This window comes from Brevundimonas sp. EU05-FHT14B11 (genome assembly GCF_058790835.1).
This window is the reverse complement of record NZ_JBYTCY010000002.1, coordinates 900,651-914,624: the sequence shown is the minus strand read 5'-3', so window position 1 is coordinate 914,624 and position 13,974 is coordinate 900,651. Positions and strand designations below refer to the sequence as shown.

15 protein-coding genes are annotated in these 13,974 nt (G+C 70.5%); 11 read left to right on the top strand and 4 right to left on the bottom strand.

Going from position 1 to position 13,974, the window contains the following annotated elements:
* Window positions 1–2 precede the first annotated feature (2 nt).
* Together hutU and hutG are read right to left on the bottom strand one after the other, a co-directional pair.
* Entirely contained in the window at window positions 3–1,667 is a 1,665-nt protein-coding gene (hutU, locus tag AC3WRV_RS11875) for a urocanate hydratase (RefSeq protein WP_492313414.1), read from the bottom strand.
* 3 nt (window positions 1,668–1,670) lie between these two features.
* Window positions 1,671–2,489 (bottom strand): N-formylglutamate deformylase, encoded by an 819-nt coding sequence (gene hutG, locus AC3WRV_RS11870; RefSeq protein ID WP_492313413.1) that lies wholly within the window; start codon window positions 2,487–2,489, stop codon window positions 1,671–1,673.
* Window positions 2,490–2,538: 49 nt separating this feature from the next.
* Between hutG and AC3WRV_RS11865 the strand changes: the two genes are divergently transcribed.
* Genes AC3WRV_RS11865 through hutI form a run of 3 tightly spaced genes read left to right on the top strand, consistent with a single transcriptional unit; the run spans window position 2,539 to window position 5,815 of the window.
* Window positions 2,539–3,927 carry a formimidoylglutamate deiminase gene (locus AC3WRV_RS11865; RefSeq protein ID WP_492313412.1) on the top strand — a complete coding sequence of 463 codons (1,389 nt, stop codon included), beginning with the start codon at window positions 2,539–2,541 and terminating at the stop codon, window positions 3,925–3,927.
* Entirely contained in the window at window positions 3,924–4,625 is a 702-nt protein-coding gene (gene hutC, locus AC3WRV_RS11860) for a histidine utilization transcriptional repressor HutC (RefSeq protein WP_492313411.1), read from the top strand. The genes AC3WRV_RS11865 and hutC overlap by 4 nt, the downstream gene beginning before the upstream one ends.
* Window positions 4,622–5,815 (top strand): imidazolonepropionase, encoded by a 1,194-nt coding sequence (gene hutI / locus AC3WRV_RS11855; RefSeq protein WP_492313410.1) that lies wholly within the window; start codon window positions 4,622–4,624, stop codon window positions 5,813–5,815. The genes hutC and hutI overlap by 4 nt, the downstream gene beginning before the upstream one ends.
* Window positions 5,816–5,951: 136 nt before the next feature.
* Here hutI and AC3WRV_RS11850 read toward each other — a convergent pair whose 3' ends face one another.
* Window positions 5,952–6,554: a nitroreductase family protein gene (locus AC3WRV_RS11850; RefSeq protein WP_492313409.1), complete on the bottom strand. Its 603-nt coding sequence runs from the start codon at window positions 6,552–6,554 to the stop codon at window positions 5,952–5,954.
* Window positions 6,555–6,599: 45 nt separating this feature from the next.
* Here AC3WRV_RS11850 and AC3WRV_RS11845 point away from each other — a divergent pair, with 45 nt between their 5' ends.
* From AC3WRV_RS11845 to AC3WRV_RS11835, 3 genes are all read left to right on the top strand, one after another.
* Entirely contained in the window at window positions 6,600–7,250 is a 651-nt protein-coding gene (locus tag AC3WRV_RS11845; protein WP_492313408.1) for an NUDIX domain-containing protein, read from the top strand.
* Window positions 7,251–7,272: 22 nt separating this feature from the next.
* Window positions 7,273–8,094, top strand: a complete 822-nt coding sequence (gene cysE, locus AC3WRV_RS11840) for a serine O-acetyltransferase (RefSeq protein ID WP_492313407.1) — start codon at window positions 7,273–7,275, stop codon at window positions 8,092–8,094.
* Between the two features lie 65 nt (window positions 8,095–8,159).
* Window positions 8,160–8,369, top strand: coding sequence for a DUF3126 family protein (locus AC3WRV_RS11835; protein ID WP_439471403.1), 210 nt, complete (start codon window positions 8,160–8,162; stop codon window positions 8,367–8,369).
* Window positions 8,370–8,438: 69 nt separating this feature from the next.
* On the opposite strand, the gene AC3WRV_RS11830 is transcribed toward AC3WRV_RS11835, so the two are convergent.
* Entirely contained in the window at window positions 8,439–9,020 is a 582-nt protein-coding gene (locus AC3WRV_RS11830) for a hypothetical protein (protein WP_492313406.1), read from the bottom strand.
* Window positions 9,021–9,111: 91 nt separating this feature from the next.
* Here AC3WRV_RS11830 and AC3WRV_RS11825 point away from each other — a divergent pair, with 91 nt between their 5' ends.
* The 5 genes from AC3WRV_RS11825 (at window position 9,112) to AC3WRV_RS11805 (ending at window position 13,970) form a co-directional block, all read left to right on the top strand.
* Window positions 9,112–9,981: a 50S ribosomal protein L11 methyltransferase gene (locus AC3WRV_RS11825; protein ID WP_492313405.1), complete on the top strand. Its 870-nt coding sequence runs from the start codon at window positions 9,112–9,114 to the stop codon at window positions 9,979–9,981.
* A 56-nt stretch (window positions 9,982–10,037) separates the two neighbouring features.
* Window positions 10,038–10,484, top strand: coding sequence for a hypothetical protein (locus AC3WRV_RS11820; protein WP_492313404.1), 447 nt, complete (start codon window positions 10,038–10,040; stop codon window positions 10,482–10,484).
* Between the two features lie 186 nt (window positions 10,485–10,670).
* Window positions 10,671–12,482, top strand: a complete 1,812-nt coding sequence (locus AC3WRV_RS11815; RefSeq protein WP_492313403.1) for an aminopeptidase P family protein — start codon at window positions 10,671–10,673, stop codon at window positions 12,480–12,482.
* 8 nt (window positions 12,483–12,490) lie between these two features.
* Window positions 12,491–12,907 carry a hypothetical protein gene (locus AC3WRV_RS11810; protein ID WP_492313402.1) on the top strand — a complete coding sequence of 139 codons (417 nt, stop codon included), beginning with the start codon at window positions 12,491–12,493 and terminating at the stop codon, window positions 12,905–12,907.
* Between the two features lie 73 nt (window positions 12,908–12,980).
* Window positions 12,981–13,970 carry an aldo/keto reductase gene (locus tag AC3WRV_RS11805; RefSeq protein ID WP_492313401.1) on the top strand — a complete coding sequence of 330 codons (990 nt, stop codon included), beginning with the start codon at window positions 12,981–12,983 and terminating at the stop codon, window positions 13,968–13,970.
* Window positions 13,971–13,974 lie beyond the last annotated feature (4 nt).

The window sequence follows — 13,974 nt, the reverse complement described above, 5'->3', positions numbered from 1 at the left end:
GGTCAAGCCTTCAGGCTCGGGAGGTTGAGCCCATGGTCTCGGGCGGCTTGCTTGGCGATCTCATAGCCCGCGTCGGCGTGGCGCATGACGCCGGTGGCGGGGTCGTTCCACAGGACGCGTTCGAGGCGAGCGGCGGCTTCCGGCGTGCCGTCGGCGACGATGACCACGCCGGAATGCTGGCTGTAGCCCATGCCGACCCCGCCGCCGTGGTGCAGCGACACCCAGCTGGCGCCCGAGGCGGTGTTGAGCAGGGCGTTGAGCAGGGGCCAGTCGGAGACGGCGTCCGAGCCGTCCATCATCGATTCCGTCTCGCGGTTGGGGCTGGCGACGGAGCCGCTGTCCAGGTGGTCGCGGCCGATGACGATGGGGCCCGAGAGCTCGCCCGAGGCGATCATGTCGTTGAACATCAGGCCGGCGCGGTGGCGGTCGCCCAGGCCGATCCAGCAGATGCGGGCGGGCAGGCCCTGGAAGGCGATGCGCTCGCCCGCCATGTCGAGCCAGCGGTGCAGGCCCGCGTTGTCGGGGAAGAGCTTCTTCATCGCCGCGTCGGTCTTGCGGATGTCCTCCGGATCGCCGGTCAGAGAGGCCCAGCGGAACGGGCCGACGCCGCGGCAGAACAGGGGGCGGATGTAGGCCGGGACGAAGCCGGGGAAGTCGAAGGCGTTGGCCACGCCCGCGTCGAAGGCGACCTGGCGGATGTTGTTGCCGTAGTCGGTGGTCGGGACGCCCATCTTCTCGAAGGCGAGCATGGCGTTGACGTGGTCGACGATCGAGGCGCGGGCCCCGGCGACGACGGCGTCGGGATCGGACTGGCGCTTCGTCTCCCATTCGGCGACGGTCCAGCCCTTGGGCAGGTAGCCGTTGACGAGGTCGTGGGCGCTGGTCTGGTCGGTGACCAGATCGGGCCGGACGCCGCGCTTGACCAGTTCAGGCAGAACATCCGCCGCATTGCCCAACAGCCCGACGGAAATGGGTTTTCCGGTCGTCCTGGCGTCTTCGATCAGGGCCAGGGCCTCGTCCAGCGTCTCGGCCATGACGTCGAGGTAGCGGGTCTTCAGGCGCATCTCGATACGGCTGCGCTGACACTCGACGGCGAGGCAGGAGGCACCGGCCATGGTGGCCGCCAGGGTCTGGGCGCCGCCCATGCCGCCGAGGCCCGCGGTCAGGATCCACTTGCCCGACCAGTCGCCGCCGTAGTGCTGGCGACCGGCCTCCATGAAGGTCTCATAGGTGCCCTGAACGATGCCCTGGGTGCCGATGTAGATCCAAGACCCGGCCGTCATCTGGCCGTACATCATGAGGCCCTTGCGATCGAGCTCGTTGAAATGCTCCCAGGTCGCCCATTTGGGCACCAGGTTGGAGTTGGCGATCAGCACGCGCGGGGCGTCGGCGTGGGTGCGGAAGACGCCGACCGGCTTGCCCGACTGGACCAGCAGGGTCTGGTCCGCCTCGAGGTTGCGCAGCTCCTCGACGATGCGGTCGAAGGCCTGCCAGTTGCGGGCCGCCTTGCCGATGCCGCCGTAGACGACGAGGTCTTCCGGACGCTCGGCCACCTCGGGATCGAGGTTGTTCATGAGCATGCGCAGGGCCGCCTCGGCGGCCCAGGTCTTGGCGGTCATCTCGGGTCCGCGCGGAGAGCGGACGATGCGGGCGTTGCTGTTGGTCATGGGTCAGGCTCGCTGGCTGATCGCGAAGTCGCGGGCGGCGGTGAGGACGGCGCGCAGGGTGCGCGTGATGGGCGCGGCGCGGGCCGCGTCGAAGGGGGTGGGCCAGGTCGAGGCGTCCATGACGGCGGGCTCGTCGATATAGCCGCGGCAGGCCAGCTCCATCTGGATGGCGTGCACGCCCCGGGTCGGCTGGCCGTAGTGGCGGGTGGTCCAGCCGCCCTTGAAGCGGCCGTTGACGACATGGCTGTCGCCGGAGGCGATGCAGGCGGCCTCGACCGCCGCGGTCAGGGCGGGATCGCAGGTGACGCCGCTGTTGTCGCCGATGTTGAACTGCGGCAGCTCGCCGTCGAACAGGCGCGGCACGTGCGAGCGGATCGAATGGGCGTCGTACAGGACGACGGGGCCGTCGGCCGACAGCCGCGCGATCTGGGCGGTCAGGGCGGCGTGGTAGGGATCGAAGAATTCGGCGCGGCGGGCCTCGATCTCGGCCGCGTCGGGCTCCTGGCCGGGCTTGTAGAGGGGCTCGCCGTCGAAGGTCTCGGTGGGGCACAGGCCCGTGGTGGTCATGCCCGGATAGAGGGACTGGCCCGACGGGTCGCGGTTCATGTCGATGACGCTGCGCGAGATGGCGGTGCGGACCGTGGTCGCGCCCAGTTCGGTCGCGAAGGCGTAGAGGCGGTCGATCCACCAGTCGGCGTCCTTGCGAGCCCGCCAGGGGTCGGCCATGCGCGCCTCGATGGCCGCCGGGATGTCGGTTCCGGTGTGGGGGAAGGCGATGATCAGGGGGGCGTCGCCGGGCGCCACCGTCAGCCAGTCCGTCATCTCCGCCTCCTTGCCAGTTTCTCGATTATGTATAGACATATTCGCGACGATGGAGAGTTGTCCAGTGCCGGATCAAGCCGCCCACAGCCTGTTCTTCCGCCGCGCCCTGCTGCCGCAGGGCTGGACGGCGAATGTGAGGATCGCCGTCACGGACGGGGCGGTCGCGGGGGTAGAGACGGACGCCGTGCAGGGCGCGGGCGAAGCCGATCTGGGCGTCGTCCTGCCGGGCCTGTCGAACGTGCACAGCCACGCCTTCCAGCGCGCCATGGCCGGGCTGACCGAAGAGCGCGGACCGAACGAGGGCGATGACTTCTGGTCCTGGCGGGCGCTGATGTACCGCTTCCTCGACCGGGGCGGGCCCGAGGAGATCGAGGCGATCACGGCGCTGGCCTTCGCCGAGATGCTGGAGGGCGGCTTCACCCGGGTGGGGGAGTTCCACTATCTGCACAACGACCCCGACGGTCGGACGTACGCCGACCGGGGCGAACTGGCGGGGCGGATCGCGGCGGCGGCGGACGGGACCGGGATCGGCCTGACCCTACTGCCGGTTTTCTACGCCCATGCCGGCTTCGGCGGGACGCCGCCCGCGCACGGACAGCGCCGCTTTATCAATGACATCGACGACTTCGCGAAGCTGATGGATGAGAGCCGACGGATCGTCTCGGCCCTGCCGGACGCGGTCGTCGGGGTGGCCCCGCACAGCCTGCGGGCCGTGACGCCGGAGGAGATCGCGGCCGTGGTTCCGATGGCCGGCGACGGGCCCGTGCACATCCATGCGGCCGAGCAGACCAAGGAAGTCGACGACTGCCTGGCCTGGTCCGGCGCGCGGCCGGTGCAGTGGCTGCTGGACAATGTCGGGCTGGACCGGCGCTGGTGCCTGATCCACGCGACCCATCTGACCGCCGACGAGACGACGCGAATGGCGAAGAGCGGGGCGGTGGCGGGCCTGTGCCCTGTGACCGAGGCCAACCTGGGCGACGGCGTCTTCCCGGCGGTGGAGTTCCTGGCCCAGGGCGGGGCCTTCGGCTTGGGAACGGACTCCAATGTGCTGATCGACGCCGCGGGAGAGCTGCGGGCGCTGGAGTACAGCCAGCGGCTGACCCGGCGCGGCCGGGCGGTGCTGGCGGACAAGGAAGCCTCGACCGGCGGAACCCTGTACCGGCGCGCGCTGGCGGGCGGAGCGCAGGCGACCAGCGGGACGACCGGGATCGCGATCGGCCAGGCGGCGGACTTCGTGACGCTGGAGACCGACGACCTGGCCTATGCGGGGCGGACGGACGACGCCCTGCTGGACAGCCTGGTCTTCGCCGGACCGAAACGGGCGATCCGTACCGTCTGGCGGCGGGGCCGGGTGGTGGTCGAGAACGGCCGCCATGTGGGCCGGGACGCCATCGAGGCCCGTTATCGCCGGGCGCTGGACGCCGTGCTGGGCGGATGAGCGCCCTGCATCGCCGCATCGGCGCGGACATCGAGCGGCGGATCCTGTCGGGCGAGTGGCCGCCCGGCGCGCGGGTGCCGACCGAGGCCGAGCTTCAGGCGGAATACGGCTGCGCGCGGATGACCGTGTCCAAGGCCCTGACCGACCTGTCGGCGCGCGGGCTGATCCTGCGCCGGCGCCGGGCCGGGTCGGTGGTGGCGCGGCCGCCGGTGCATTCCGCCGTGCTGGACATTCCCGACATCGCCGCCGAGATCGAGGCGCGCGGCATGGCCTATGGCTATGAACTGCTGGAGCGGTCCGAACGGGCGGCGACGGATGAGGAGGCGTGGCTGGGCGCACGGGTCGTGGCCCTGGCCTGCCTGCATCGCGCCGACGGCGCGCCCTTCGCGCTGGAACGGCGGCTGATCGGCCTTCAGGCCACGCCCGAGGCGGCGGACGAGCGTTTCGAGACGGTCTCCCCGGGCGGCTGGCTGCTGAAGCGGGCACCATGGACCGAGGCCGAGCACCGGATCGCGGCGGTGGCGGCGGACCGGGAAACCGCCCTGCGGCTGGACCTGGCGCCCGGCGAGGCCTGCCTGAAGCTGGAGCGCCGCACCTGGGCCGACGGCCTGGGCGTGACCTGGGCGTGGCAGACCTTCCCGGGGCAGGCCTATGATCTGGTCGCCCGCTTCTCTCCCGCCCGACCGGAGGCCCGATGACCCGCCTGCTGACCGACTGCCATGTGGCGACGATGGTGGGCGAGACCGCCTATGGCGCCATCGAGGACGCGGCGATCCTGATCGAGGACGACCGGATCGCCTGGGTCGGGCCGCGGGCCGAGGCGCCGGCGGCCGATGTCGTGGAGCGGCTGGACGGGCGCTGGGTCACGCCGGGGCTGATCGACTGCCATACGCATCTGGTGTTCGGCGGCGACCGCTCGGGCGAGTTCGAGCAGCGGCTCGGCGGCGCCACCTATGAGGAGATCGCGCGCGCCGGGGGCGGCATCGTCTCCTCGGTGAAGGCGACCCGTGCGGCGAGCGAGGATGAGCTCTACGCCTCGGCCCTGACCCGGCTGGACGGTCTGAAGGCCACGGGCGTGACGACCGTGGAGATCAAGTCCGGCTACGGGCTGGACCGGGACAGTGAGCTGGCCATGCTGCGCGTGGCGCGGCGGATCGGGCGCGAGGCGGGGGTGCGGGTGCGCACCAGCTATCTGGGCCTGCACGCCGTGTCGCCGGAGCTTAAGGCGGACCGGGGCGCCTATGTCGACCTGGCCATCGACCGGATCCTGCCGGACGCCCACGCCGAGGGGCTGGTCGACATGGTGGACGCCTATTGCGAGCCCATCGCCTTCACGACCGACGAGGTCAGCCGCCTGTTCGAGAAGGCCAGGGCGCTGGGCCTGCCGGTCAAGCTGCACGCCGACCAGCTGTCGGACGGCGGCGGCGCGGCGCTGGCGGCGAGATACGGCGCTTTGTCGGCGGACCATGTGGAGCACACGACCGAGGCGGGCGTGACGGCGATGGCGAAGGCGGGGGTGGTCGCCGTGCTGCTGCCGGGGGCCTTCCTGATGCTGCGCGAGACCACGCCCCCGCCCATCGCGCTGTTCCGACAGCATGGCGTGCGGATGGCGGTGGCGACGGACTGCAATCCCGGCACCTCGCCGGTGGCGTCGATGACGGCGGCGCTGAACCTGGCCTGCGTGCAGTTCCGCCTGACGCCGGAAGAGGCGCTGGCGGGGGCGACGCGGGTGGCGGCCAAGGCGCTGGGCCTGACCGATGTCGGGACCATCGAGGCCGGCAAGACGGCCGATCTGGCGGTGTGGGACATCAGCCGCCCGGCCGAGCTCTGCTATTGGCTGGGCAAGCCGCTGCTGCACGCGCGGTACGTGTCAGGCGAGCGCGCATAGGTAGTTTGTTAAGGCGAATCCCCGCACAATCCGCGGATGAAACGCGATCTGGTCGAGTTCGGACTGGTCGTCGCCACCATCGCGACAACGATCCTGTATGGCCTGTGCGTCAGCCTGCAGGTCGCGGGCGTATTCGCTAATCACGCCATTCGGTGATCGCCGCCACATCGGGGCGCGGCCGCTCCAGCGGGGCCTCGGCCAACGTGCCGATGTGGATGAAGCCCGCCACCTGTTCGCCGTCCTTGACGCCATAGAGGGCCACGGCCTCGGCGTCGTAGCTGTACCAGTCGGTGATCCAGCTGGCCGAATAGCCCAGGGCGTTGGCCGCGTGCTCGATGTTCATGCAGACCGCGCCCGCCGAGAGCTGCTGCTCCCAGACCGGCACCTTCTGGCTGTCGACCGGGACGGAGACGACCAGGATGGTCAGGGGCGCGGCGGTCAGCTTCATCAGCACCTTGCGGGCCTTGTCCGCGCCGGGTTGGCGTTCGGCCAGCGGCAGCAGCTTGTTGGCCAGATCGGCGCGGCCTTGCGGGCCCATGACCACGAAGCGCCACGGGAACAGCTTGCCGTGGTCGGGGCTGCGGGCGCCCAGCGTCAGGATGCGCTCGATCTCCTGCCGCGAGGGGCCGGGGCCGGTCAGGCTCTGGGCCGGGGCGGAACGGCGGCGGGCGAGGCGGTCGGCGAAATCTTCGGAAGCGACGGGGAGGGGGAGGGCGGCGCCCAGATCGGTGTCGGTCATGGGGCCTAGCTAGGCGCGCAGCCGGCTCTGCGCCATACCCGGATCATGACCGACTCCCGCGATATTTTCGACGCCGACCGCCCGCTGCCGATCTGGGATGACGGACGCGACCGTCCGCCGCCTTGGCGGGACGCGGGCGCGACGATCCTGTTCGAGAACCCGTGGATGCGGCTGACCCGCCACGACGCCACGGCGCCGACGGGGCACAAGGCGGACTATGTCGTCATGCGGCCGCGGAACATGTCGGTGGGGGTGCTGCCGCTGCACGCGGACGGCACGGTGACCCTTGTCGGCCAGCAGCGCTTCGCCCTGATGAACTGGTCCTGGGAGATGCCGGAAGGCGGCGCGCCGTTCGACGAGGACCCGCTGGAGGGCGCAAAGCGCGAACTGGCCGAGGAGGCCGGGCTGGCGGCGGCGCAGTGGCGGCTGGCCTATCGGGCCGAGATGACCAACTCCATCACCGACGAGCGGGCCATGGCCTGGCTGGCGTGGGATTTCACCGAGGTTCCGATCGCACCCGACGAGACCGAGATCATCCGCGTCGCCCGCGTGCCGTTCGGCGATCTTCTGCGCGAGATCGGGCGCGGATCGATCCGGGATATGTTTACTCTCGCGACCGTCCTGCGCGCCTACCATATGGCGCGCGAAGGCGAACTGCCGCCGGAACTGGCGAAGGCCATGCTGGCCAGCGTATGATGGCCGCCTGATGGAGCCCGTGATGCCCAAGCTTGAAGTCGTCATCGCCGAACCGGACGCCTGGACCCTGCTGCGCGCCGCCGCCGGAGCCGCGGCCCGGGACGAGCCGCACCTCGCGTCGCAGATGAACGCCGTGATCCTGTCGCACGGCGACCTGGCCTCGGCCCTGAGCTTCCAGATCGCGCGCAAGATGGGCGACGCCGAACTGGGCGCCATGTCGATCCGCGAGGTGTGCCGCGACGCCTTCGAGGCTGATCCGGAGATCGTCGCCGCCGCCGAGGCCGACCTTCTGGCCGTCGCCGAGCGCGATCCGGCGATCCGCTCGCTGCTGCAGCCCTTCCTCTACTTCAAGGGCTTCCAGGCCCTGCAGGCGCACCGCGTGGCCCACTGGCTGTGGACCGAGGGGCGCGACACCCTGGCCTTCCACCTGCAGAGCCGGATGTCCGAGCTGTTCCAGATCGACATCCATCCGGCGGCGAAGCTCGGCTCGGGCCTGTTCCTCGACCACGGCACCGGCATCGTCATCGGCGAGACGGCGGTGGTCGGCGACGAGGTCTCGATGCTGCACGGCGTGACGCTGGGCGGCACGGGCGCGGACCGCGGTGATCGTCATCCCAAGATCGGCAAGGGTGTCCTGCTGGGCGCCGGGGCCAAGGTGCTGGGCAACATCACCGTCGGGGACTACGCCAAGGTGGCGTCCGGATCGGTGGTGTTGAAGGCCGTGCCCGCGGGCTGCACCGTGGCGGGCGTGCCGGCGCGGCTGGTCAACTGCCCGACCGAGGCGACCCCGGCGCGGACCATGGACCATACGCTGGCCGACATCGTCTATGACTTCGTGATCTAGGGTTTCCCTCAGCCGAGCCATTCTCTAGGGTCCGCGCCAATTCCAGACGGACCGAGGACTTCCCCATGAACGCCCACGACATGAAGCGCGTCGAGACGCACCTGAAGCGCACCTTCAACACGGGCGGCATCATCGTGAAGCCGCGCGGCAAGCCGGCGGACTCGGCCGAGGTCTATGTCGGCGACGAGTTCATCGGCGTGGTCTTCGAGGACGAGGACGAGGCGGGCAGCTTCATGTTCGAGATGGCCATCCTGGCGGAAGACCTGCCGGAATAGGCCGCCGAACAGCGGACGTGAAAAAGGCCCCGGGGAGCGATCCCCGGGGCCTTCGTCATTTCAGCGCGATCAGCTCTTGCCGAAAATCAGTCGGCTCAGCGAGGCGAAGAAGCCCGTCTTCTCGGCGGGCTTCGGCGCGGCGGCCGGAGCGGCGGCGGCGGGCGCAGCAGCCGGGGCGACGGCGGCAGGAGCCGGAGTCGGCTTCGGAGCGGCGGCGACCGGGGCGGCGGCGGGCTTGGCGGCCGGAGCGGCGGCCTTCGGAGCGGCGGCCGGCTTCTTGGCGGCGACCGGCTTGGCGGCGGGCTTCGGCGCAGCCTTCGGAGCGACCTTGGTCGCAGCCTTCACGGCGGGCTTGGCGGCGGCCTTGGGCGCAGCGGCCTTGGCGGCGGCGGGCTTGGCAGCCGGCTTCGCAGCGGGTTTGGCGGCCGGCTTCTTGGCGGCGACGGCCTTCGGCGCGGCGGCCTTGGCCGGGGCCGAAACCTTCACGGCGGGCTTGGCCGGAGCCTTGGCGGCCGGCTTGGGAGCGGCGGCCTTGGCGGCGGGTTTTGCGGCCGCGGGCTTAACGGCGCTCGACTTCGCGGCCGGTTTCGGCTTGGAAGCTGCGGACGTCGCCGGTTTGGCGGTACTCGACTTGGATGGTGCTTTGGCCATGAATTCCCCGACCCCTCGGATGTTGCGATTGCTGGCGATGGAGAGCACGCCAGCGCGTGTCTCGATTCGTGATCATAGCGGCGTTTGAGAAATGTCCGAGTCCGCTGTTCAGATAATCGCGCGCGGCCCCCGCGTCATCGCTGAAACCGCCGCCCTGGCGCTGGATGCCGACCCCCTGCTGGAGGGCGCCACCTACTCGATCCTGGAAGAGGACGAGGACAAGGGCGTCTGGCGCATCGACGCCTTCCCGACCACCGACGAGGAAGCCGAAGGCATTGAGAAGACGCTGTCGGCGCATGACGGGCTGACCGTCGTGGTCGAGAAGCTGGCCGACGCCGACTGGCTGGCCATGTCCCTGTCGGGCCTGCCGCCGGTCGAGGCCGGGCGCTTCTTCGTCTACGGCGCCCACGATCAGGGCCGCGTGCCGGTCAACAAGATCAATCTGAAGATCGATGCGGGCGCCGCCTTCGGCACGGGTCACCACGGCACGACCGTCGGCTGCCTTCTGGCCTTCGACGAGCTGCTGAAGAAGGAAAGCTTCGAACGGGTGCTGGATGTCGGCTGCGGCACCGGCGTGCTGGCCATCGCGGCGGCCCGGGCCGGATCGAAGGTCGCGGTGGGCACCGATATCGACGCGCCCTCCGTCCGCATCGCCAATGAGAACGCCAAGCTGAACCAGGCCGACGCCCGCTTCGTGCACGCCTTCGGCCTGAACGACCGCAAGGTGCGCGGGCAGGGGCCGTACGACCTGGTCTTCGCCAACATCCTGGCCCCGCCTCTGGTCAGCCTGTCGCAGGACATCAAGGAGGCGCTGAAGCTGGGCGGGGTGGCCATCCTGTCCGGCCTGCTGCGGACGCAGGAACGCCGGGTGACGGCGGCCTATCTGTCGCGCGGCTTCGTGCTGGAGCGCCGCATCCACCGCGATGCGTGGAGCGCGCTGGTGTTGAGACGGGTGGGTTAACGGCGGAACAGCCGCCCGGCGGGGGTGTTCCGGTCACATAACCGGAGGATGCCCCTGTGACCCAGCACGACCCTGACCTAGACCCCGTCCGCGAAACCGTCGTGACGCGCGGCCCCGTGATCGAAACCGTGGAGACGGTCGTGGTCAGGGAGTCGAACACCGGCTGGTGGATCGCCGGCATCCTCGGCGGCCTCGTGCTGATCGCCGTGCTGTGGATCCTGTTCTCGCGCGCGCCGGCCCCGGCCACGGAGGACGCCCTGCTGGAAGCCCAGGCGGACGCGGTCGCCGCCCAGGCCCAGGCCGATCGCGCCGCCGTCGCCGGCCAGGTCGCGGGCGCCCAGGCCAGCGTCGATATCGCCCGGGCCGATGCGGCGCGCGCCGCCGCTGAAGCGCGCACGGCGGAGGCGCAGGCGGCGGAACCGGTGGTGATCGAACGGACCGTGCCGGCCCCGACGGTTCCCACGGCTCCGGCGGTGGTCAGCCCGACGGCGCCGCAGAACTAGGCCGCATTCTCCCTCCCCGAAGTGGGGAGGGATGTCGGCGGGTTAGCGGCGACAGGGTGGGGGCGCTTTGCGGCGGCGCGTCCGCGCGGCCGCTCCCCACCCGTCCTCGCTTCGCTCGGCCACCCTCCCCATGAGGGGAGGGAGAAGCGTTGAGCCTGCCTCTGGGGCGGTGCTATGCCTCCGGCCATGCGCCAGACCTATGATGAAACGACCGATCCGTCCTTCGGGGCCAAGCATCTCCCCCGCGTGCGGGCCAAGATGGCCGAACAGGGCCTCGACGGGATGCTGGTCCCGCATGAGGACGAGCACCAGAACGAATACCTGCCCGCCGCCAACGACCGGCTGGCCTGGGTGAGCGGCTTCACCGGCTCGGCCGGGGCCGGCGTGGTTCTGAAGGACAAGGCGGCGGTGTTCGCCGACGGCCGCTACACCGTGCAGGTGAGGGCCCAGGTCGACGCCGGACAGTTCGAAATCCTGGACCTCGTCGAGGGCGGGGTGCCCGCCTATCTGGAGCGCGCGCCCAAGGGGGCGGTGATCGGTTACGACCCGCGGCTGCACAGCCCGGACGCGCTGGCGGTGCTGAAGCGGGCGGCGGCCAAGGCCGGGGCCGAGCTGACGCCGGTGGCGGTCAATCCGGTGGATCAGGCCTGGGCCGAGGAGCGCCCGGAACAGCCGATGGCGCCGGTCGTGCCGCATGAGGACAAATACGCCGGCGAAAGCAGCGCCTCCAAGCGCGCCCGCATCGGCGAGGCCGTGGCCAAGGCGGGGGCGGACGCGACGGTGCTGACGGCCCCGGCCTCGATCGCCTGGCTGTTCAACATCCGCGGCGGCGACGTGATCCGCACGCCGCTGCCGCTGTCGCAGGCCGTCGTGAAGACCGACGGGACGGCGCGGCTGTTCCTCGATCCGCGCAAGGTGACCAACGCATTGCCCGCCTGGCTGGGCGACGCGGTGACGCTGGAGGCGCCCGAGGCGCTTGACGGGGCGCTGGACGCGCTGGCGGGCCAGAAGGTGCTGGTCGATCCGGGCCAGTCCTCGGCCTGGTATTTCGACCGGCTGACCGATGCGGGCGCGACCGTGGTGCGCGGGATGGATCCCTGCACCCTGCCGCGCGCGCAGAAGAACCCGGTTGAGATCGAGGGAACGCGTCAGGCCCACATCCGCGACGGCGCGGCCCTGAGCCGCTTCCTGCACTGGGTCGACACGGTCGCCCAGCAGACCTTGCCGGACGAGCGCGAGGTGGCCGAGACGCTGGAGCGCTTCCGCGAGGAGACCGGCGCGCTCAAGGACCTGAGCTTCGACACCATCGCGGGCGCCGGGCCCAACGGCGCCCTGCCGCACTACAAGCCGGTGACCCGCACCATCCGCCGGATCGAGAAGGGCTCCCTGCTGCTGGTGGACGGCGGCGGCCAGTATCTGGACGGCACGACCGACGTGACCCGGACCATGGCCGTGGGCGAGCCGACGGCGGATCAACGCCGGATGTTCACCCTCGTGCTGAAGGGCCACATCGCCATGGCCACCGTGCGCTTCCCGGCCGGGACGACGGGGCATCAGCTGGACGCCTTGGCCCGCCTGCCACTGTGGATGCAGGGCTTCGACTACGACCACGGAACCGGCCACGGCGTCGGCAGCTATCTGGGCGTCCACGAGGGGCCGCAGCGGATCGCCAAGGCGATCAACAGCCAGCCGCTGCTGACCGGCATGATCCTGTCCAACGAGCCCGGCTACTACCGCGAGGGCCACTGGGGCATCCGCATCGAGACCCTGCAGGTGGTCACGGCGCCGGAGCCGATCCCCGGCGGCGAGCGGCCGATGCACGGCTTCGAGCAACTGACGCTGGCCCCGCTGGACCGTAAGCTGATCGATACGGCCCTGCTGACCCCGGACGAGCGCGCCTATGTCGACGCCTACCACGCCGAGGTCTGGGCCAAGGTCGGGCCGCTGATGGAGGGCGAGGCCAAGGCGTGGCTGGAGACGGCCTGCGCGCCGCTTTGAGGCAAGCCATGACGCTAGTGTTCGAGCAGCTCAATCAGGGATGGAACGCGTATCCGAACGGTTCGGAGTCTGTTGTCGCGCGTGTCGGCGACACTCTGACCTTCCGTTTTGAACTCAATCCCTTCGCCTACGAGGGCGTCAGCAAGGGCGATGAGGCGGTTCTCACCTTTGCCGGCTGCACCCGTTGGCGGTTGGGCGTGACCAACGATCAAGGCTGGTTTGAAGGTCAGTGCCGGTATTCGGATGTGGCCCCGCGATGGGGTGAATTTTACGAGATCATCGGAGATGATCCCGAACGAAACGCTCCGGAGGACTGGCAGATCATCGGGGCGGACACGAGCGCTGGTCGGCACTTCCTGTTCTACCTCAGGGACGAAACCTTCGAGTGCGTGGCGGATGACTGGCGGATCGCGCCCTTGAAATAAGGCCATTCGGCGCCCATCTCCTGAGGGCCGGCGGCGTGGCCGCCGGCTTCCTCACATTTCAGGAGACGCGGTGATGAAGACGCGCACGCTGGGCCGTTCGGGCCCCGAGGTTTCGGCCATCGGCCTGGGCTGCATGGGCATGGCCGCATTCTACGGGCAGGCGTCGGACGAGGCGCAGGCGACGGCGGTCATCCACCGCGCGCTCGATCTGGGCCTGACCTTCCTCGACACGGCCGAGATGTACGGCCCGCACACCAATGAGATCCAGGTCGGCAAGGCGCTGGCCGACCGGCGCGACAAGGCCTTCGTCGCGACCAAGTTCGGCATCGGCTACAACGCCGACCGCACCGCCCTGACCGTGGACGGCTCGCCGGCCAATGTACGCCGCGCCATCGAGGGCAGCCTGAAGCGCCTGGGGATGGACCACGTCGATCTCTACTACCTGCACCGCGTCGACCCCAACACGCCGATCGAGGAGACCGTCGGCGCGATGGGCGAGCTGGTGAAGGAGGGCAAGGTGCGCTTCCTGGGCCTGTCCGAGGCCGCGCCGGAGACCCTGCGTCGGGGCCATGCGGCGCACCCGATCACCGCCCTGCAGACGGAATACTCGCTGTGGAGCCGCGAGCCCGAGGACGAGATCCTGGCGACCTGCGAGGAACTGGGCGTCGGCTTCGTGCCCTACAGCCCGCTGGGCCGGGGCTTCCTGTCGGGCGACATCCGGTCGATCGACGATCTGGCCGCCGACGACTTCCGCCGTTCCAACCCGCGCTTCATGGGCGAGAATTTCCAGAAGAACCTCGACCTGGTGGAGGCCGTGAAGGGCGTCGCCGCCGACAAGGGCGTGACGGCGGCGCAACTGGCGCTGGCCTGGGTGCTGGCGCAAGGCGAGCACCTGGTCCCGATCCCCGGCACCCGGCGCATCGCGACGCTGGAGGACAACATCGCCGCGGCGGAGGTCGTGCTGACGCCGGAAGACCTGAGCCGCATCGAAGCGGTCTTCCCCAAGGGCGCGGCGCAGGGCGAACGCTATGCGCCGGCGGGCCGGGCGGCGTTGAACCGCTGAGGAG